This is a genomic window from Actinacidiphila yanglinensis (assembly GCF_900107965.1).
Classification (GTDB): Bacteria; Actinomycetota; Actinomycetes; order Streptomycetales; family Streptomycetaceae; genus Actinacidiphila; species Actinacidiphila yanglinensis.
Map to the genome: position 1 here is coordinate 886,541 of NZ_FNVU01000001.1, position 18,041 is coordinate 904,581.

Consider the following 18,041-nt stretch of genomic DNA (forward strand, 5'->3'; position numbering starts at 1 on the left):
AGCCCCTTCACGCCGCGCCCCCCTGGGGTGCCGCCGGCCCGGGGTGGGCCCGCCGCGCCCCGCGCGCCGCGGACAGCAGCACCGACGCGCCCAGCGCGAGCGCGCCGACCCGGCGGGACAGCCGGACCGCCCGGGGGATGTCGGCCGGCCCGGGCGGGCGGAACTCGGCGCCCAGCACCGGGCGGTGCTCGGTGTGCCCGCCGTACGACAGGGTGCCGCCCAGCCGCAGCCGCAGCGCCCCGGCGAACGCGGCCTCGACGGGACCGGCGTTGGGGGAGGGGTGGCGCGGGCCGTCCCGGCGGGCGGTGGCCAGCGCGGTCCGCGGGTACGGCGCGGCCAGCGCGGCCAGCGCGGCCGTGAGCCGGGCGCCCGGGTAGCCGAGGGCGTCGTCCAGCCGGGCGGCGGCCCACCCGAAGCGCAGATGGCGTGGGGAGCGGTGGCCGACCATCGCGTCCAGCGTGTTGGCGGCCCGGAAGCCGACCAGCCCGGGTATCCCGGCCAGCCCGCCCCACACGAGCGCGCCCACCACCGCGTCCGAGGTGTTCTCGGCGACCGACTCGACGACGGCGCGCGCGAGCGCGTCCGCGTCCAGCGCGGCCGGGTCCCGCCCGCACAGGTGCGGCAGCCGGGCCCGCGCGGCGGCCAGATCGCCGGCCTCCAGCGCGGCACCGATCGTGCGGGCCTCCCGCGCGAGCGAGGTGCCGCCGAGCACCGACCAGGTGGCGGCGGCGGTGAGGGCGACGGACAGCGCCGGGCGGGAGCGGGCCGCGCGCTCGGCGACGGCCGCGCCGAGCGCCGCCCCCCCGACGCACAGCGCCGCGTAGGCCGCCCCGCTGCCTCGGTGGTCGCGCCACAGCCGCCGCTCCAGCGCGCCGGCGGCCCGCCCGAAGCCGGCCACCGGGTGGCCGCGGCGCGGATCGCCGGTCAGGAGGTCGCCGAGGAAGCCGAGCGTGGCGCCGTACGCGAAGACGCGGTCGGCACGGCTCATGGTCGGGTCGTTTCGGCGGCCGAGGGCTCGGCGGCCTGCGTGCCTGGCATGGCGAAAGTCCTCACTCAGGGTCCGCGCCCTGGTTCGACGTGACCGGCGGTGAGAGTCTCCTGGCTCCCGGATCTACGCACTCCCGGTCTTCCAGCCGACCGGAGTCAGCCGTGACGTACGGGTTGGGAGTGCACTCCCCGGTGACAGTGGCGGGACCGCGCCGGATTCGCACCGGACTTCCTCTCCTGCCGCCGTATGGCTCCCGGCAGTTCACCACGCCCCCGGAAATCCAGTCAACCGACCCCCCCACCGCCCCCCCTGTAAGGAGGATCACCCCCTCACCTCACAAGAGCCCAACTCCCCAGCGCCACGGGCCCTCTTCCGCGCAAGGAGGGCAACCACTCAGGGGCGCGGGGACCCTTCACGCAAAATTGGCCGGCTACTCCGGGGGCGCGGCCCGCTCCGCGCAAAGGGGCCAACTCCCGGTGGCGCGGGGAACTGCTCCCGCAGAGCTTCGCCTGGGAGGTACCCCCACAACCGGCCACGGGCGGAAGCGCGGGAGCATCCCGGCACCGTGACGGCGAGTGGCCGTCCCCCTCCGGCACCCGGGCGGAACCTCGGAGGGCCGCGGTACGGAAAACGGCAGGAGCCCTCGCCGTAGACGCACCCGGGCGGAAACGCCAGAAAGCCGCGCCGCAAGGGCCCCCGGGGGAACCCACCACGGCGCGGCCCTCCGCAGGAGCTACCCCGCGATGAGGTCGATCCCGTACGCGACAGCCGCCGCACACGCGGCGAAACAGACGTACGCGGCGGTGCGCCCGAGCACTCCCGCCCCGCCCCCACCCGGCCGGGACATCCCGACGATCCCGAGGGTGAAGACGCCCACCAGCCCGACCGTGGACAGGAGAGTGACGGCCAGGACCGTGCCGAGCGCGTGCCAGTCGATGGTCATGTCGATGCCCTTCAGGCCGTGGTGGGAGTGCGGGTGGGAGCGGAGGGGGCGGCGGCAGCCGGCGGTGGCGTGACCGGAGCGATCGCCGGGGCGACCTCGTCGGCCGCCTCGACCGACGGAGTCACCTGCACGGTCACCACGTCCACCGGGTCGTTCACGTTCGCGCGCGTGACGGGCTTGCGCCTGGACGCCGCGCGGACCGCGACGCACACCGCGAGGCCGATCACGCCGACCGTGGTGACACCCCAGGTGCCGCGGTCGGCGAGGTATGCCGCGCCGCCCGCGACCAGGCCCGCGGCCGGCAGCGTGAGCGCCCACGCGGCGACCATGCGGCCGGCCGTGCCCCAGCGGACCACCGCGCCGGTGCGGCCCAGTCCCGCGCCGAGCACGGAACCGGAGCACACCTGGGTGGTGGACAGTGCGAAGCCGAGGTGGGAGGAGGCGAGGATGGTGGCGGCGGCACCGGTCTGCGCCGCGAAGCCCTGCTGCGGCTGGATGTCGGTGATGCCGCGCCCGACGGTGCGGATGATCCGCCAGCCGCCGATGTAGGTCCCGAGCGCGATGGCGGTGCCGGCCGAGCAGATGACCCACAGCGGGGGGTTGGAGCCCGGCGCGATGACGCCGCCCGCGATGAGGGCGAGGGTGATGACGCCCATGGTCTTCTGTGCGTCGTTGGTGCCGTGCGCCAGCGAGACCAGGCCGGCCGAGGCGATCTGCCCGGCCCGGTAGCCGCGTGAGGTGGCCGCGGGATCGGCGTTGCGGCCGAGCCGGTAGGTGAGCCGGGTGGCGAGCATGGAGGCGAGACCGGCCACGATCGGCGCGGCCACGGCCGGGATGATCACCTTGGTGACGACCGCGTCGCCGTTGACGCCGTGGGCGCCGACCGAGACGAGGGTGGCGCCGATCAGTCCGCCGAAGAGGGCGTGCGAGGAACTGGAGGGGAGCCCGGCCAGCCAGGTGACCAGGTTCCAGACGATGGCGCCGACCAGCGCGGCGAAGATCATCGCGGGTCTGATCCCTGCTGACTCGTCGACGATCCCGCCGGAGATCGTCTTGGCGACCTCCACCGACAGGAAGGCGCCGACCAGGTTGAGTACGGCTGACATGCCCACCGCGATCCGGGGCCCGAGCGCGCCGGTCGAGATGGTGGTCGCCATGGCGTTGGCGGTGTCGTGGAAGCCGTTGGTGAAGTCGAAGACGAGAGCGGTGGCGATCACGAGTCCGATCAGGAGCGTGATGTGTTCCATGGGCCCAGCAATCGTTCGGTCGGGCAGGGGCGAGGCGAACGTACGGATCATTGATGAACGGAAGGTGAACTGGGAGCGGACTCAGGGTGCCGACATGAATCATCGGTGAACACGGGGAGATCGGGAAGGGGTCGCGCGGAGATCGGCGGGAGTTGGTCCGGGCGTACCCGCGGCAGCGAAACGAGCGTTGTTCAGTGCCCCGTGAGCCGGTCCGCCCAGCGCGCCACCGGGTCCGTCGCCGCGCTGCGCCCGTTCGACTCGCGCCGGTCCGCGCCCCGGTAGGCCGCGTAGATCCCGCGCACCGCCGCCCAGCGCACCGGCTCCGGCTCCCAGCGCCGCACCCGGTGCCCCACCCACGGCAGCGCGGTCAGTTCGGTGCGCTGCCCCTGCCCGGAGTCCAGCAGCACCAGGTCCCGCAGGGTGCGCGCGGCCAGGTTCGACGTCGCCACGCCGCTGCCGACGTATCCGCCCGCCCACCCGGTCCCGCTCGTCCGGTCCAGGTGCACGCTCGCGCACCAGTCCCGCGGCACCCCGAGCACGCCCGACCAGGCGTGGTCCACCGCGACCCCGGCCGCCGCGGGAAACATCCGGACCAGCATCCGCCGCAGCGCGTCGACCGTCGCGGCCGACGTGCCCCCGTCGGCGTCGGTCCGCGACCCGAAGCGGTACGGCACCCCGCGCCCGCCCAGCGCGATCCGGCCGTCCGCGGTGCGCTGCGCGTACACGTAGGCGTGCGCCATGTCGCCGAGCACCTCACGTCCCTCCCACCCGATCGTCGCCCACACCTGCTCCGGTAGCGGCTCGGTCGCGATCATCGAGGAGTTCATCGGCAGCCAGGTCCGGCGCTGACCGCTCAGCCCGGCCGTGAACCCCTCGGTGCAGCGCAGCACGTACGGCGCCCGCACCGTGCCGTACGGGGTCACCGCGTGCTGGGCGCGGATCGCGGTCACCGCGGTGCCCTCGTGCACGGTCACGCCCAGCCGTTCCACCGCCGCTGCCAGCCCCTGCACCAGCTTCGCCGGGTGCACCCGCGCGCCGTGCGGGGTCCAGGTGCCGCCGACGGTGCCCGCCACCCGGACCCGCCGTGCCGACTCCGCCGCCCCGAGCAGGATCCGGTCCGTCTCCCCGAACGACACCTCCGACTCGTGGTACGCCTTCAGCCGCGCCAACTGGGCGGGGGAGCGGGCCACTTCGAGCACCCCGCCCTGCTGGATGTCGGCGTCGACACCCTCCCGCGCGGCGACCCGCACCACCTCACCGACGGTGTCGTTCATCGCCCGCTGGAGCGCCTGCGCCGCCCGGTGGCCGTGCAGCGCCGCGTAGCGGTCACGGCCCGCGATGCCGTTGTAGAGCCATCCGCCGTTGCGGCCCGACGCGCCGTACCCGCAGAACCGCGCCTCCAGCACGGTGATCCGCAGGAAGGGCGCCGCCTGCTTCAGGTAGTACGCCGTCCACAGGCCGGTGTAGCCGCCGCCCACGATCACCACGTCCGCGTCCGTGTCGCCCGGCAGCGGCTCGCGCGGGGCCGGTATGCCGCTGCCCGCGTACCAGAAGGAGATGCCGCCGTTGACCGTGCCCATGATTTCCCCGCGATTCCGTGATTGCGTGCCGGCCCGCGTGTGCCCGGCCCGCCGCCCGGGCACGCCGTGGGTGGTGTGCGGACGCTACTGCCGGCCGGGCCGGCCCGGCAATGTCCTGCGGCATCCTCGAACCACTTCGGCAGCACCCCTGGCAACAAGGAGAACCCTGTGCGCGACGCAGAGCAGAAGACCTGGTCCGACGTGGTCGACGCGGCCCGCCGTACCGTCGCCGACGGCCTGGTCGTCGGCACGTCCGGCAACGTGTCCGCCCGCGTCGGCGACGATCTGGTGCTCGTCACCCCGACCGGCGTGCCCTACCACCGGCTCGGCCCCGACGACGTGGTCGCCGTCGACCTCGGCACCGGCCGCCAGGTGCGGGGCTCGCTCCGTCCGACCAGCGAACTCCCGCTCCACCTCGCGGTCTACCGGGGTACCGACGCCCGCGCCCTCGTGCACACCCACGCGCCGCACGCCACCGCCGTCTCCACGCTCGTCTCCGAGCTGCCGCCGATCCACTACATGACGGCCGACCTCGGCGGACCGGTCCGCGTCGCCGACTACGCCCTCTACGGCACGCCCGAGCTGGCCGACGCCGTCCTGCACGCCCTCCGCGACCGGCGTACCGCGTGCCTCATGCGGAACCACGGGATGATCAGTCTCGGCGAGAGCCTTGAGCAGGCGTACGACCGCGGGGCCCAGCTCGAATGGATGTGCCGCGTGTGGCTGGCCGCCAGCTCCACGGGGGCGGCCCCCGTCGTCCTTTCCCCCGCCGAGCTGGCGGCGGCCTCAGCGAAGCTCTCCGGCTACGGCCAGCGCTCCCCGGGGCGCCCCTGACCCCCCGGGGTGCCCCTGACCGCCGGTCGAGGGACCACCTGCCGGCGGTGGGTTGGCCGCGCAGTTCCCCGCGCCCCTTCGGGGCACCTCCTCCGTGGGAGTCGCCCGAGCCCGCGAGCCCCCGAGGCTGCCCCGGAGCGCAGTTCCCCATGCCCTTGGTGGTGACCCTCTTTTCGCGGAGGCACCCGCACGAACCAGGGGCGCGGGGAACTGCGCGACAAGCCACCGCGGACCGCAAGGTCCCGTGACGGGCAGGAGGGGGCAGCCTCGGGGGCCCGCGGTGGTGGCCCGACTCCTGCGAAGGACCTGCCCCGAAGGGGCGCGGGGAACTGCGCGCTCAGCCACCCACCGGCAGGTGGTCCCTCAACCGGCAGGACGGAGCACCCCGGGAGGTCAGGTGGCGGCCCAACGGGAGCACGCTCAGACTGGGGGCGATGCGCCTTCGATACGCGGTGGCCGCGGCGGCCACACTCGTGGTGGGTGCCGGCACGGCCGCGCTGGCGGCAGGCCGGTACGGATCGGGCTTCGCCCTGAAACCGGCGATCGCGGGCCCGGCCCCCGAGGGCCTCATCACGGTGCACAGCGTGACGGGCGACCGCGTCGTCCTGACCCGCACCCCCGCCGCGGAGCGCCCCGGCGTCTACGGCCTGACCGGCGCGGGCGTGCACGCCACCGTGGGCCGGGTGGTCGCCGAGAACGGTCACTCCGTCACGCGCGTCCTGCTCCGCGTCGACAAGGGCGCGCTGGACGCGGGCGTGTTCGTCCGCATGACCCCGCAGGCGTACACCGGCGACCCGCGCACCGCGCACGGCCTGGAGTTCACCGAGACGATGGTCCCCGGCGAGCTCGGCATGCTGCCCGCGTGGTACCTGCCCGGCGCGCGCGCCACCTGGGTGCTGGCGGTGCACGGCGTCGGCGCCACCCGCGAGCAGGTCCTGCCCGTGCTGCCCGCCCTGCACGGCTTCCGGCTTCCGGTCCTGGTGCCCACCTACCGCAACGACTCCGGCGCCCCCGCGTCACCCGACGGCATCGGCCACCTCGGCGCCACCGAGTGGCACGACCTGGACGCGGCGATGCGCTACGCCGTCGAGCACGGGGCGGCCCGGCTCGTGCTGTACGGCTGGTCGAGCGGCGCCGTGATGGCCCTGCGCGCCCTGCACCGCTCGCCGGCCGCCGGCAAGGTCACCGGCCTGATCCTCGACTCCCCGGTGCTCGACTGGCGCTCCACGGTCAACGCCGCGGTGCGCTCGCGGGGCCTGCCCGGCGCGCTCACCCCGCTCGCGGTGCGGGCCGCCGAGGGCCGTACCGGGGTGCGCGCCGCACGGCACACCGCCGCCGACACCGAGGCCGCGGTGCCGGTCCGGCCGCACGTCCCGACCCTGATCGTGCACGGCCCCGACGACGACTTCGCCCCCTGGTCCGCCTCCCGCGCGCTCGCCGACCGCTACCCGGACAAGGTCTCGCTGCGGCAGGTCTCCGGAGCCGGCCACACCGCGATGTGGAACGCCGATCCGAAGGAGTACGAGGAGACGCTGCGGCGCTTCCTCACCCCGCTCATGTGAGCGCCTTCACACGCGGGTTTGGGATTATGGGCGCTGAGCGGCGAGACTGATCAGGTGACGTCCCGTATCCCGCGAGACACTCCGCTCCGCCTCGTCCCCCGCCGGCCGCTCACCGCGGCCCGCAGGACCGCCACGACGCGCAGGTCGCGACCGGCGCGCCCCCCCGAGGGCACTCCCTCGATCCCTGAACTCGCCCGCCTCGCCAGGGCCGAACTCGCCGCCGCCGTACGCCTCGCACGATGGGCGGGCACCGGCCCCGGCAGTGCCGGGCCGACCGGGATACTGCCCGACGCCACCGTGCGCGAGGCCGCCGCGGTGCTCGGCCTGACGCCCGGCCAGATCCGTACCGCCTGGGACCGGGCCCGGCTCTCCGGCCTGATCGAGCTGCACCGCGGCACCGCCCGCCCCGGCTGGCGGCTGCGGGCCTGGGACACCGACGACACGGCGGTGCTGCGCGGCTGGGTGGCGCTCTTCGACGCCTGGTCGCTCGCGCACCCGTTCCTGCCGCCCGGCGCGGAGGCGGGCGGCACCGGCCCCGCGCTCGCACCCGACCCGGCGCTGGTCGCCGAAGTCATCGAGGCCGCACCGCAGTTGCTCTCCTTCCTGCACCTGTCGCAGGGGCCGGTACCGCTGGACACCCTGCTGGACCTGCTGCGCCAGCGCGTCGCCGAACTGCGCACCGAGCGGCACGAACCGCCCGCCGCCGGCGACCCGCTGCCCGCGCTGCTCGACTGGGTGCTGGAGGCCGCCACCGACGTGGGCGCGCTGCGCCCGCGCGACCCGAAGCGCCCCGACGAGGCCGTGCTCACCCCGCTGGGCAGCTGGGCGGTGTGGGTGAAGCTGGAGCAGATCTGCGTGGCCGCGCAGGGCCCGGCCGGGAACATGGAGCAGTCCGCGGAGACGATGCTGCGCGCCTGCGCGCGGCTCTCCCCGGGCCCGGCCCGCACCGAGTACCGCGCCTGGCTGGCCGCCCGCCCGGTCGCGCCGGCCGTCGCCGAGCTGCTGGAGACCGCCCGCGGGGAGGACGCGCTGCTGCGCGGCCTGGCCTTCGAGGCGCTGCGGGTGGTCGGCGACCCGGCCGAGCCCGCGGTGTGCGCGGTGGTGCACGAGCCGACGCTGCGCCCGTACGCGGTGCTGTGGCTGGCCGAGCTGGACGGCGGCGACCCGGACGCCGCGACCGCGCTGCTGACCCGCGAGGAGGCCACCTGGCTGTGGGTGGACACCGCCGCGGCGGTCGCCGACCACGGTGACGACCACCTGCTGGTGAGCCACCTGGAGACGGCCGTGCAGGGCTCGGTGCGCGGGCTGCTCCAGGAAGTTCGCGAGGTCGGCCACCCGAGGACCGTGCAGGTCCTGGTGGCGCTCGCCGCCGCGCACCCAGACCCCGCGCTCGCCAAGGCGGTGCGCAAGGCCGCGTTCCAGGTGCACACCGGGGAGGCGTGAGGCCGGCCGCCCGGTCTGCCGCGATCCGGCCGGGCCCCGCCCGGCCGGACCCGCCTCAGGCGGAGGGGAGTTCGGGTGCGTAGGTGCCGAAGCACCACAGGTTGCCCTCGGCGTCCCTCGCGATGTAGTCGCGCGAACCGTAGTCCTCGTCGGTGAGCGGCTTCACGATTTTCACGCCGCCGGCCGCCGCCCGGGCGTGATGGGCGTCGGGATCGTCCACCACCACGTACACCGAGGTGGGGCCCAGGTCCTTGGCGGCGTGCCCGTACTCGCCGTCGTCCCTGGCGCTGCCGAGCATCACCATGCCGTTGCCGTAGGCGAGTTCGGCGTGGGCGATGGTGCCGTCCCCGTTCTCGTGCACCGCGACCTCGGTGAAGCCGAACGCCTCCTTCAGCAGCGCGATGGCTCCTTTCGCGTCCTTGTACCGCAGGGTGGGATACACGCTGAGCCGGTCCGTCATGGACGGTCTCCCTCCTCCTCGCCGTCGGATGCCGATCTCGTGCCGTTTGGTCAGCACATGGTCGAGTATGGGCGAATCGGTGCGGGGGTGAGGGGATGCGGGTCCGTGGCGGGCGCAGGCCCGTAAAACGGGTTGCCGGCACCCGTAGAATGGTCCCATGGCAGTCCTGCTCCTCGATTAGCCGCGCCGACCGGCCGCGCCTCGGGCCACCGGTCCCGACGCCCGCGCCCCCGCCGTTCGCAGGCCGGCTTCCGACGCCTTCGCGCCGCCGTGCCCTGGTACTTCGCCCTCCCCGCTGCCGCCGTCGCGGCGGCCCTCCCCTGGAGCTTTTTCCGTGATCACTGCCACCGGCATCGAGCTGCGCGCCGGCGCCCGCATCCTCATCGAGTCCGCCTCCTTCCGGGTCGCCAAGGGCGACCGCATCGGCCTGGTCGGCCGGAACGGAGCGGGCAAGACCACCCTGACCAAGGTGCTGGCCGGCGAGGGCCAGCCCGCCGCCGGAAGCGTCACCAATTCCGGCGAGGTCGGCTACCTCCCGCAGGATCCGCGCACCGGCGACCTCGAAACCCTCGCCCGCGACCGGGTGCTGTCCGCCCGCGGCCTCGACACCGTGCTGCGCAAAATGCGCGAGAACGAGGAGCGGATGGCCAACGGGAAAGGCGCCACCCGCGAGAACGCGATGAAGAAGTACTCGCGGCTGGAAACCGAATTCCTCACCAAGGGCGGTTACGCCGCCGAGGCGGAGGCCGCCACCATCGCGGCGGCGCTCGGCCTGCCCGACCGCGTCCTGGGCCAGCCGCTCCAGACCCTGTCCGGCGGCCAGCGGCGCCGGGTCGAGCTGGCCCGGATCCTGTTCTCCGACGCGGACACCCTGCTGCTCGACGAGCCCACCAACCACCTCGACGCGGACTCCATCGCGTGGCTGCGGGACTACCTCAGGACCTACCGCGGCGGATTCATCGTCATCTCCCACGATGTCGAGCTCATCGAGACCGTCGTCAACAAGGTGTTCTATCTCGACGCCAACCGGTCCCGTATCGACATCTACAACATGAGCTGGAAGCTCTACCAGCAGCAGCGGGAAGCCGACGAGAAGCGCCGCCACCGTGAGCGCGCGAATGCCGAGAAGAAGGCCGCCGCGCTGAATTCCCAGGCCGACAAGATGCGCGCGAAGGCCACCAAGACGGTCGCCGCGCAGAACATGGCCCGCCGCGCGGAGAAGCTGCTGTCCGGACTGGAAGAGGTCCGGCAGGCCGACAAGGTCGCCAAGCTGCGCTTCCCCGACCCGGCGCCGTGCGGCAAGACCCCCCTGATGGCCGAGGGGCTCTCGAAGTCCTACGGCTCGCTGGAGATCTTCACCGACGTCGACCTGGCCATCGACCGCGGCTCCCGGGTGGTCATCCTCGGGCTGAACGGCGCGGGCAAGACCACGCTGCTGCGGCTGCTGGCGGGCGTGGAGAAGCCCGACACCGGCGGCGTCACTCCTGGCCACGGCCTCAAGCTCGGCTACTACGCGCAGGAGCACGAGACCCTCGACCCGGACCGCACCGTGCTGGAGAACATGCGTTCCTCCGCGCCCGACACCGACCTCGTCGAGATCCGCAAGATCCTCGGGTCCTTCCTCTTCTCCGGCGACGATGTCGACAAGCCGGCCCGGGTGCTGTCCGGCGGCGAGAAGACCCGGCTGGCGCTGGCCGCCCTCGTGGTCTCCAGTGCCAACGTCCTGCTGCTCGACGAGCCGACCAACAACCTCGACCCGGCCAGCCGCGAGGAGATCCTGGGCGCGCTGCACACCTTCACCGGTGCGGTCGTGCTGGTCACCCACGACGAGGGCGCCGTCCACGCACTCGAACCCGAGCGGATCATCATGCTGCCCGACGGTGTCGAGGACCTGTGGAGCCAGACGTACGCCGACCTGGTCGCGCTGGCCTGAGCCGGCCCGGGCCGCGGTACCGCGCGGCCCGGAGTACGGCCCCGTACTGCGCCGATGGGCCGGATGATCATGCCGAATCGATCATTCGGCCCATCATTGATCCTTCATCTGTATGAGTCGGCCTGGTACCGCCCCGTCGCCCGGGCCGGTCGCCGCCGCCGCGCCGCGATCAGTGCCGTGACGTCGGGAAACTCCTTACTGACCCGGCTGACCTGCCGGTATTCCCGGGCCCCGGATCGCGATGCGGAATTCGCGGGCGGGAAATAGCGTCCGACTCGGGTTCTGACGGGGCTATCGGGGCATTCGGTCGGTGAATGGACGGGGATGGACCTTGTCGAATGGGTGGCCAGGAACGTGCGTAGGGGTGATCATGAGAGTCCATAGCGCACTTCCCTGGAGGAGGCACGGGTGGCCGAGACTCTGAAGAAGGGCAGCCGGGTGACCGGCGCCGCGCGCGAGAAGCTCGCGGCAGACCTGAAGAAGAAGTACGACTCCGGTGCGAGCATTCGAGCCCTGGCCGAGGAGACCGGCCGTTCCTACGGGTTCGTGCACCGGATGCTGAGCGAGTCGGGCGTGACGCTGCGCGGTCGCGGCGGCGCCACACGGGGCAAGAAGGCCACCGCGGCCTGATCGCCCGCGGGGATCCCCGCGGGCAGGCACCCGTGCGTCCGGCGAGCCGACCGAGTGGTTACCCTTCGGTAATCATGTCCGCGGTCCGCTCGGAGGCGCCCGATGCCCGATGCCCACGTCCTGCTCGAACGCGACGGAGTCCGGCTCACCCTGGACGGAGCCGTCGCGCACATCACCCTCTGCAACGGCGCCAAGCGCAACGCCCAGTCGCCCGCCCTGTGGCGGGCCCTGGCCGAGGCGGGGCGGCTGCTGCCGGGGAGCGTACGGGTCGCGGTGCTGCGCGGCGAAGGCGTGTCCTTCTCCGCCGGACTCGACCGGCGTGCGTTCACTCCTGAGGGCTTCGAGGGCGAGCCGTCCTTCCTCGACCTCGCGCGCGGTTCCGAGCAGCAACTCGACGCGGCCGTCGCGGGGTTCCAGGAGGCGTTCACCTGGTGGCGGCGCACCGACCTGATCACGGTCGCCGCCGTCCAGGGGCACGCGATCGGTGCCGGCTTCCAGCTCGCCCTCGCCTGCGACATGCGGGTCTGCGCGGACGACGTGCAGTTCGCGATGCGGGAGACCTCGCTCGGGCTCGTGCCCGACCTCACCGGCACCAAGCCGCTGGTCGAACTGGTCGGGTACGGCCGCGCGATCGAGATCTGCGTGACCGGCCGGTTCGTGCGCGCGGAGGAGGCAGCGAGCTGCGGGCTCGCCAATGTGGTGGTGCCCGCGGCGGAGCTCGACGCGACGGTGGACGACCTCGTCGCCGCCGTGCTGGCCGCACCGCGGGACGCCGTCATCGAGACCAAGGCACTGCTGCGGTCCGCGCTCGGCGCCTCGGAGGAGGCGCAGCGTGCGGCCGAGCGCGCGGCCCAGGGGCGGCGCCTCCGTGATCTTGCCGGCGTGGGGGAGTAGACCCTCCGCGGACGGGCGGTTCCGCCGGTCGAGGAGCCGGCTGCCGGTGGGTTCCGAGGGGCCGTCGGCAGGAACCGTCAGGCGATGTCCGTGACGATGACGGCCGTGGTGACGGGGCCGGGGGCACCCGGGGTGGTGGCCGTGGTCACCGCGGCCCCGGTCTCCCGGGCCACCGCCAGCGGGCGGAAGGAGCGCGCCGTCGCGATCTGCACCTGGACGTGGCGGGCCGGCGGCACCGGCGGCCGGGTGTCGCGGATGCGCAGCCCCCCGTGCCCGGCGAGCCGCCGGGTCAGGCGGACCACTCCCGGCACGGCCTTCGCCGCGGCCTCCGCCGCCTCCGCGGTGCCCTGCACGATCGCCTGCCCGGCCTCGGCCTCGTCGTCCCCCTCCGTACCCTCCAGCTCCTTGCGGGCGGAGCCGCCCCCGACGGCGGCCGACGGGGTGACCGGACCGTCGAGCAGGCCGGTGACGGCGAGGTCGACGACGTGCACCGGCAGGCCGAGCCCGTCGTCGCCCGCGGCGGCGAACAGCGCGAACCGCAGCCGCTCGGCCGCGACCGGCAGCGGCTCGTCCACCGCCGCCTCGAACCGCGCCTCGATCCTGAGCGGTTGGTGCGGCAGGGCGCCCAGCGGGGCGGCCGCGGGCACCTCCGGGACGCCGGCGTCGTCCGGGAGCGCGGCGACATCGACCTCGCCGAGCCGCACCCCGGGCAGCGCCGCGCACACGGCCCGCAGGGCGGCGACGGCCGCCCGTTCGGTGATCCACGCCGTGTCCTCGGGGCCGCCGAGGGGCAGCAGCCTCCCCAGTGCGACCTGTTCCCGTACTGTCCGAGCCAGCCGGTCCATGGACACCACGCCTCGCCTCCGCACGCCGACCACTCGTTTGGGGGGCCGGCAGCACCCCACTCGCCGCATCCCCCACGCAAGAGGGGGCATGCGCACATAGTGTGGAGCACGGAGCAGCCCATACGGAGGGACGACTCGCGATGAGCGACACCACACAGCAGGGCAACCCCGAACCGATCGGCTCGTCCGCGTCGGAGGGCAGGACGCTGGACAAGGGAGGTGCGGGCGGGCGCAAGGTGCTCGGCGATCCCGCCACCCGGGGCCGTACCACCATCGCCGACGGTGTGGTGGAGAAGATCGCCGGCCTTGCCGCTCGCGATGTGCTGGGCGTGCACGCCATGGGCACCGGCCTGTCCCGTACGTTCGGGGCGGTGCGCGACCGGGTGCCGGGCGGCGGCCGTTCCGTGACCCGCGGGGTGAAGGCCGAGGTCGGGGAGGTGCAGACCGCACTCGACCTGGACATCGTGGTCGAGTACGGCGTGTCGATCGTCGAAGTCGCCCGCGCCGTGCGGGAGAACGTCATCGCGGCGGTGGAGCGGATGACCGGTCTCGAGGTCGTCGAGGTCAATGTCGCGGTGGGGGATGTGAAGCTGCCCGACGAGGAGGACGACGACGATCGCGAGCAGCGGGTCCAGTAGCCGCGCGGGCCGGGACGCACCCGGCGCCGACGCAGGTGGAAGCGGTCATGGCTGAGGGGACGGAGAGCGCGGGATGAGTATGGCGGTGATCGGCCTGGCCGTCGGAATGGCGCTCGGGTTCGCCGGATGGTTCGGCGGGTTCGGGGCCTTCCTGCTGGTGGCCGCACTCGGCGCGGTCGGGTTCGTGGCGGGCAAGTTCCTGGACGGCGACATCGAACCGGGGGAGTTCTTCCGGACGCGTGACCGCGATCGTGACCGCGACCGGCGGCGCTGATGGCACCAGCCTCGCCCGCCAGGATGCCGCCCGCCGAGCGCGGCGCGCTGCGGATCGCGGACCGGGTGATCGCGAAGATCGCCGCGCAGGCCGCCGGGGAGGCGCTGACCGGCGCGCCCGGCGCCGACCTGGTGCCCGATGACGCGCGCCCGCACGCCACGGTGTCGGTGCGCAAGGACACCGCCCGGCTCCGGCTGGCGCTCGAACTCGGCTACCCCAACGACATCGGCTCCATCTGCCGCGGCGTGCGGCGCCATGTGACCGGCCGGGTCGAGGCACTGACCGGAATGGCGGTACCCGAGGTGGCCGTCGAGGTGGAGCGGCTGCACTCGTCCGCCAGCCGCAGCAAGGACGAAGCGAGGGTGCAGTGAGCGACCACGGTCCCGTCCCCCCCGACCGCCCCGCCGACCGGCGGGGCGACGGTGACGGCGAGAGCCACGGTCCCGGTTCTGACGCCGGGTCGGCCTCCGGAGCCGGCAGCGCCGCAGGTGCGAGCCGGTTCGACGGGTCCGAAGGGTTCGGCGAGGGGTCCGACGGGTCGGAGCCCACGGTGAAGCTGCCCACCGCCCTCGACACCCTGCCGCCGGAAGCCGCGTCGGGCGCGAGCCTGTACCCCCCGGCACCGGGTGAACCCGCGGTGCACGCCAAGCGCTTCTGGTCCGGCCGGCGCATCCCCGCTGCGCTGACCGCCGCCGTCTGCACCGGCCTGACCGGTCTGTTCCTCTACGACATCGCCGCGGTGCGCACCGACCGCCAGGCGATGGCCTGGCGCAAGGGCCTGGCCCACCAGCTGGCCACCCGCCACCTGGACGACACGTGGATCATCCTCGGCGCCTCGGTGGCCGCCGCCCTCGGCCTGTGGCTGCTGGTGCTCGCGGCCACCCCGGGCGAGCGCGAGCTGCTGCCGATGGCCCGCCGCGGCCCCCACGCCGTCCGCGCCGGGCTGGACCGGCACGCGGCCGAACTGGTGCTGCGCGACCGGGCCATGGAGGTGCCCGGGGTGCGCTGGTCGCGGGTGAAGGTCGGCCGCCGCAAGATCAGGGCGCGCGCCGCCTCGCACTTCCGCGAACTCGACGACGTCCGCCGCGACCTGACGGGCGCTCTGGAGGGGGCGGTCCGGCAGCTCGGCCTCGCCAAGCCGCCCACCCTGCGGGTGCACGTCCACCGTGCCGACAAGAAGGCGTGAGGAGAGGGCGCATGCGCACCACACTCAACCGGCTCATGCTCGGCCTGCTCGGCCTGATCCTGCTGGTGGTCGGCCTCTCGGTCCTGGTCGGCAGCCTCGATCTGCAGAAGCACTGGGACTTCACGGTGCCGAGCTGGTGGCCGTTCACCGGCCCGAAGGACGTGCTGCTCACCGCGCACGACCGTACCCGCTACCGCTCGGACGGCTGGTGGTGGCCGGTGGTGATCGCGGTGCTCGCGGTACTGCTGCTGATCGGGCTGTGGTGGCTGTTCGCGCAGGCCCGCACCCGGCGGGTGCGGCAGCTGCGGGTCGACAGCGGCGACGGCCAGGGCGCTCTGCTGCGCGGCCGGGCCGTGGAGAGCGTGCTGACCGCGGAGTCGGAGGCGTACGACGGCGTGTCCTGGGCCGGGGCCCGGCTGGTGGGCAAGCGCGGCAACCCCTCGGCGCGGCTGGTGCTCGGCCTGGAGCCCTACGCCAGCCCGGACGAGGTCGTCACGGGGCTGGACACCTCGGTGATGGAACGCGCCCGTACCTCGGCCGGGCTCGACACGCTGCCCGCCGAGGCGAGGTTGCGGGCGGTCCGGCACCGGGCCCGCCGGGTGAGCTGACCCGGCGGCCCCGCCCGGGGCCGCCGCTGTCCTGTCAGGGGGCGGTGGCGCTGCCCTGGCCGGTGAGCGCCAGCGCGCTGTTGACCAGGCCGATGTGGCTGAACGCCTGCGGGAAGTTGCCCAACTGCCGCCCGGCGGCCGGGTCCCACTCCTCCGCCAGCAGCCCGACGTCGTTGCGCAGCGACAGCAGCTTCTCGAACAGCTCCGTCGCCTGCTTGGTCCGCCCGGTGGCGTGCAGGGCGTCCACCATCCAGAACGAGCAGGCCAGGAAGGCGCCTTCGCTGCCGGGCAGGCCGTCGACGCCGGACGCCTCGGGGCTGTAGCGGCGGACGAAGCCGCCCAGGTCCAGTTCGGCGCGGACCGCCTCCACCGTGCCGATCACCCGGGGGTCGTCCGGCGGCAGGAAGCCGACCTGGGGGATCAGCAGCGTGGCGGCGTCCAGCTCGCGCGAGCCGTAGGACTGGGTGAAGGTGTTGCGGTCCGCGTCGTACCCCTTCGCGCACACCTCGGCGTGCACCTGCTCGCGCATCGCGCGCCAGCTGTCGGTGTTCCCGCGCAACTTGGGCTGGGCCTCCATGGTGCGCACCGCGCGATCGGCGGCGACCCAGGCCATCACCTTGGAGTGCACGAAGTGCCGGCGCGGGCCGCGTACCTCCCACAGGCCCTCGTCGGGCTCGCGCCACTTGGACTCCAGGAAGTCCATCAGGGAGCGCTGGAGGTTCCAGGCGTGCGACTCGGCGGCCAGGCCGCGCCGGCCGGCGAGGTACAGCGAGTCCATCACCTCGCCGTAGACGTCGAGTTGGAGCTGGCCGGCGGCGGCGTTGCCGATCCGGACCGGTGCGGAGCCCTGGTAGCCGGCCAGCCACGGCACCTCGTACTCCGGCAGCCGGCGCTCGCCCGCGATGCCGTACATGATCTGGAGGTCGGCGGGGTCGCCGGCCACGGCCCGCAGCAACCAGTCCCGCCAGGCGTGCGCCTCGTCCAGGTAGCCGCCGGCGATCAGCGCGTTGAGGGTGAGGGCGGCGTCGCGCAGCCAGCAGTAGCGGTAGTCCCAGTTGCGGACGCCGCCGATCTCCTCGGGCAGCGAGGTGGTCGCGGCGGCCGCTATGCCGCCGCTGGGCGCGTAGGTGAGTGCCTTGAGGGTGATCAGGGAGCGCAGGACGGCGTCGCGCCACGGGCCCTCGTAGCGGCACTGCGCGGACCAGGACTCCCAGTCCTTCAGGCAGGTGTCGAGGGCGGCGAAGGGGTCGACCTTGCGCAGATGCCGGGCGTGCGAGACGTTCCAGGTCAGGACGAAGCCGACCCGCTCGCCGGCGGAGACGGTGAAGTCGGCGTAGGTGCGCATGTCCTTGCCGTACATCGGCACGTTGGGGGTGCTGCGCAGCCAGACGGAGTCGGGGCCGGCGGTGGCCACCCGGTGGCCGTCGATGCGGCGCATCCACGGCACGACGTTGCCGTAGTCGAAGCGCAGCACCAGCTCGGCGTGCATGGCCACCTCGCCGGATATGCCCTCGACGACGCGGATCACGTCGGGCGCCTTGTCGCGCTGCGGCATGAAGTCGGTGACCTTCACGGTGCCGCTCGGCGTCTCCCACACCGTGTCCAGTACGAGGGTGTCGCCGCGGTAGGAACGGGTGGCGCAGTGCGAGGAGTTGACCGGGGCGATCCGCCAGCGGCCGTTGTCGCGGTCGCCGAGGAGCGCGGCGAAGCAGGCGGCCGAGTCGAAGCGGGGCAGGCACAGCCAGTCGATGGAGCCGTCCCGGCCGACGAGCGCGGCGGTCTGCAGATCGCCGATGATCGCGTAGTCCTCGATGGGTGCTGCCACGTGTTCGCCTCGCCGCCTTCATCTGGCCGTCGCCGGCCGTCACCGGGTGCAGTCGCCCCCCGACCGTACAGCTCGGTGGCGGGGGGCAGGCGGCCGGGTGGGCGGCGGGCGGCGGCGCGACGAGGCGTGCGGCCCGCGCGGGCGCGCGGCG

18 protein-coding genes and 1 riboswitch are annotated in these 18,041 nt (G+C 74.1%); of the genes, 11 read left to right on the top strand and 7 right to left on the bottom strand.

Annotated elements, in window-relative coordinates; genetic code table 11:
• Window positions 1-7 precede the first annotated feature (7 nt).
• The 4 genes from C4U44_RS03655 to C4U44_RS03670 all read right to left on the bottom strand — a co-directional run bounded on the left by C4U44_RS03655 (window position 8) and on the right by C4U44_RS03670 (window position 4,758).
• On the bottom strand, window positions 8-988 hold the full coding sequence (locus C4U44_RS03655) for a cobalamin biosynthesis protein (protein ID WP_103884070.1): 981 nt from the start codon (window positions 986-988) through the stop codon (window positions 8-10).
• Window positions 989-1,072: 84 nt separating this feature from the next.
• A riboswitch (cobalamin riboswitch) is annotated at window positions 1,073-1,269 on the bottom strand.
• A gap of 452 nt (window positions 1,270-1,721) precedes the next feature.
• The gene (locus C4U44_RS03660; RefSeq protein WP_103884071.1) at window positions 1,722-1,931 is read right to left on the bottom strand and encodes a hypothetical protein; all 210 of its coding nucleotides are present in this window, start codon (window positions 1,929-1,931) and stop codon (window positions 1,722-1,724) included.
• 11 nt (window positions 1,932-1,942) lie between these two features.
• Window positions 1,943-3,178: an inorganic phosphate transporter gene (locus C4U44_RS03665; protein ID WP_103884072.1), complete on the bottom strand. Its 1,236-nt coding sequence runs from the start codon at window positions 3,176-3,178 to the stop codon at window positions 1,943-1,945.
• A 191-nt stretch (window positions 3,179-3,369) separates the two neighbouring features.
• A complete protein-coding gene (locus C4U44_RS03670) occupies window positions 3,370-4,758 on the bottom strand; it encodes an NAD(P)/FAD-dependent oxidoreductase (RefSeq protein WP_103884073.1) in 1,389 nt (462 codons plus the stop codon).
• Between the two features lie 168 nt (window positions 4,759-4,926).
• On the opposite strand from C4U44_RS03670, the gene C4U44_RS03675 reads away from it, so the two are divergent.
• From C4U44_RS03675 to C4U44_RS03685, 3 genes are all read left to right on the top strand, one after another.
• Entirely contained in the window at window positions 4,927-5,592 is a 666-nt protein-coding gene (locus C4U44_RS03675) for a class II aldolase/adducin family protein (protein ID WP_103884074.1), read from the top strand.
• Window positions 5,593-6,026: 434 nt separating this feature from the next.
• A complete protein-coding gene (locus C4U44_RS03680; RefSeq protein ID WP_103884075.1) occupies window positions 6,027-7,154 on the top strand; it encodes an alpha/beta fold hydrolase in 1,128 nt (375 codons plus the stop codon).
• A gap of 54 nt (window positions 7,155-7,208) precedes the next feature.
• Window positions 7,209-8,597 carry a hypothetical protein gene (locus C4U44_RS03685; protein ID WP_103884076.1) on the top strand — a complete coding sequence of 463 codons (1,389 nt, stop codon included), beginning with the start codon at window positions 7,209-7,211 and terminating at the stop codon, window positions 8,595-8,597.
• 55 nt (window positions 8,598-8,652) lie between these two features.
• Here the strand turns inward: C4U44_RS03685 and C4U44_RS03690 are convergent, their stop codons facing one another.
• Window positions 8,653-9,057 carry a VOC family protein gene (locus C4U44_RS03690; protein ID WP_103884077.1) on the bottom strand — a complete coding sequence of 135 codons (405 nt, stop codon included), beginning with the start codon at window positions 9,055-9,057 and terminating at the stop codon, window positions 8,653-8,655.
• Window positions 9,058-9,391: 334 nt separating this feature from the next.
• Here C4U44_RS03690 and C4U44_RS03695 point away from each other — a divergent pair, with 334 nt between their 5' ends.
• From C4U44_RS03695 to C4U44_RS03705, 3 genes are all read left to right on the top strand, one after another.
• Window positions 9,392-10,990, top strand: coding sequence for an ABC-F family ATP-binding cassette domain-containing protein (locus C4U44_RS03695; protein WP_103884078.1), 1,599 nt, complete (start codon window positions 9,392-9,394; stop codon window positions 10,988-10,990).
• Window positions 10,991-11,398: 408 nt separating this feature from the next.
• Window positions 11,399-11,620 (top strand): helix-turn-helix domain-containing protein, encoded by a 222-nt coding sequence (locus tag C4U44_RS03700; RefSeq protein WP_177246478.1) that lies wholly within the window; start codon window positions 11,399-11,401, stop codon window positions 11,618-11,620.
• A gap of 102 nt (window positions 11,621-11,722) precedes the next feature.
• A complete protein-coding gene (locus C4U44_RS03705; RefSeq protein WP_103884079.1) occupies window positions 11,723-12,514 on the top strand; it encodes an enoyl-CoA hydratase/isomerase family protein in 792 nt (263 codons plus the stop codon).
• A 77-nt stretch (window positions 12,515-12,591) separates the two neighbouring features.
• On the opposite strand, the gene C4U44_RS03710 is transcribed toward C4U44_RS03705, so the two are convergent.
• Complete coding sequence (locus C4U44_RS03710) at window positions 12,592-13,359, bottom strand: hypothetical protein (RefSeq protein WP_235031795.1); 768 nt, start codon at window positions 13,357-13,359, stop codon at window positions 12,592-12,594.
• 140 nt (window positions 13,360-13,499) lie between these two features.
• On the opposite strand from C4U44_RS03710, the gene C4U44_RS03715 reads away from it, so the two are divergent.
• From C4U44_RS03715 to amaP, 5 genes are all read left to right on the top strand, one after another.
• Window positions 13,500-13,997: an Asp23/Gls24 family envelope stress response protein gene (locus C4U44_RS03715; protein WP_103884080.1), complete on the top strand. Its 498-nt coding sequence runs from the start codon at window positions 13,500-13,502 to the stop codon at window positions 13,995-13,997.
• 73 nt (window positions 13,998-14,070) lie between these two features.
• The gene (locus C4U44_RS03720; RefSeq protein ID WP_103884081.1) at window positions 14,071-14,271 is read left to right on the top strand and encodes a hypothetical protein; all 201 of its coding nucleotides are present in this window, start codon (window positions 14,071-14,073) and stop codon (window positions 14,269-14,271) included.
• On the top strand, window positions 14,271-14,642 hold the full coding sequence (locus tag C4U44_RS03725; RefSeq protein WP_103884082.1) for an Asp23/Gls24 family envelope stress response protein: 372 nt from the start codon (window positions 14,271-14,273) through the stop codon (window positions 14,640-14,642). The genes C4U44_RS03720 and C4U44_RS03725 overlap by 1 nt, the downstream gene beginning before the upstream one ends.
• Window positions 14,643-14,821: 179 nt before the next feature.
• Window positions 14,822-15,457 (top strand): DUF6286 domain-containing protein, encoded by a 636-nt coding sequence (locus tag C4U44_RS03730; RefSeq protein WP_407642763.1) that lies wholly within the window; start codon window positions 14,822-14,824, stop codon window positions 15,455-15,457.
• Window positions 15,458-15,468: 11 nt separating this feature from the next.
• A complete protein-coding gene (gene amaP / locus C4U44_RS03735; protein WP_103884084.1) occupies window positions 15,469-16,065 on the top strand; it encodes an alkaline shock response membrane anchor protein AmaP in 597 nt (198 codons plus the stop codon).
• 34 nt (window positions 16,066-16,099) lie between these two features.
• Here the strand turns inward: amaP and C4U44_RS03740 are convergent, their stop codons facing one another.
• Entirely contained in the window at window positions 16,100-17,890 is a 1,791-nt protein-coding gene (locus C4U44_RS03740; protein ID WP_103884085.1) for a glycoside hydrolase family 15 protein, read from the bottom strand.
• Window positions 17,891-18,041 lie beyond the last annotated feature (151 nt).

What these genes read in the sequence shown, in the direction of transcription:
- C4U44_RS03655 (WP_103884070.1), bottom strand. Translation starts at nt 988, where the DNA reads ATGAGCCGTGCCGACCGCGTCTTCGCGTACGGCGCCACGCTCGGCTTC.
- C4U44_RS03660 (WP_103884071.1), bottom strand. Translation starts at nt 1,931, where the DNA reads ATGACCATCGACTGGCACGCGCTCGGCACGGTCCTGGCCGTCACTCTC.
- C4U44_RS03665 (WP_103884072.1), bottom strand. Translation starts at nt 3,178, where the DNA reads ATGGAACACATCACGCTCCTGATCGGACTCGTGATCGCCACCGCTCTC.
- C4U44_RS03670 (WP_103884073.1), bottom strand. Translation starts at nt 4,758, where the DNA reads ATGGGCACGGTCAACGGCGGCATCTCCTTCTGGTACGCGGGCAGCGGC.
- C4U44_RS03680 (WP_103884075.1), top strand. Translation starts at nt 6,027, where the DNA reads ATGCGCCTTCGATACGCGGTGGCCGCGGCGGCCACACTCGTGGTGGGT.
- C4U44_RS03690 (WP_103884077.1), bottom strand. Translation starts at nt 9,057, where the DNA reads ATGACGGACCGGCTCAGCGTGTATCCCACCCTGCGGTACAAGGACGCG.
- C4U44_RS03705 (WP_103884079.1), top strand. Translation starts at nt 11,723, where the DNA reads ATGCCCGATGCCCACGTCCTGCTCGAACGCGACGGAGTCCGGCTCACC.
- C4U44_RS03710 (WP_235031795.1), bottom strand. Translation starts at nt 13,359, where the DNA reads ATGGACCGGCTGGCTCGGACAGTACGGGAACAGGTCGCACTGGGGAGG.
- C4U44_RS03715 (WP_103884080.1), top strand. Translation starts at nt 13,500, where the DNA reads ATGAGCGACACCACACAGCAGGGCAACCCCGAACCGATCGGCTCGTCC.
- C4U44_RS03720 (WP_103884081.1), top strand. Translation starts at nt 14,071, where the DNA reads ATGAGTATGGCGGTGATCGGCCTGGCCGTCGGAATGGCGCTCGGGTTC.
- C4U44_RS03725 (WP_103884082.1), top strand. Translation starts at nt 14,271, where the DNA reads ATGGCACCAGCCTCGCCCGCCAGGATGCCGCCCGCCGAGCGCGGCGCG.
- amaP (WP_103884084.1), top strand. Translation starts at nt 15,469, where the DNA reads ATGCGCACCACACTCAACCGGCTCATGCTCGGCCTGCTCGGCCTGATC.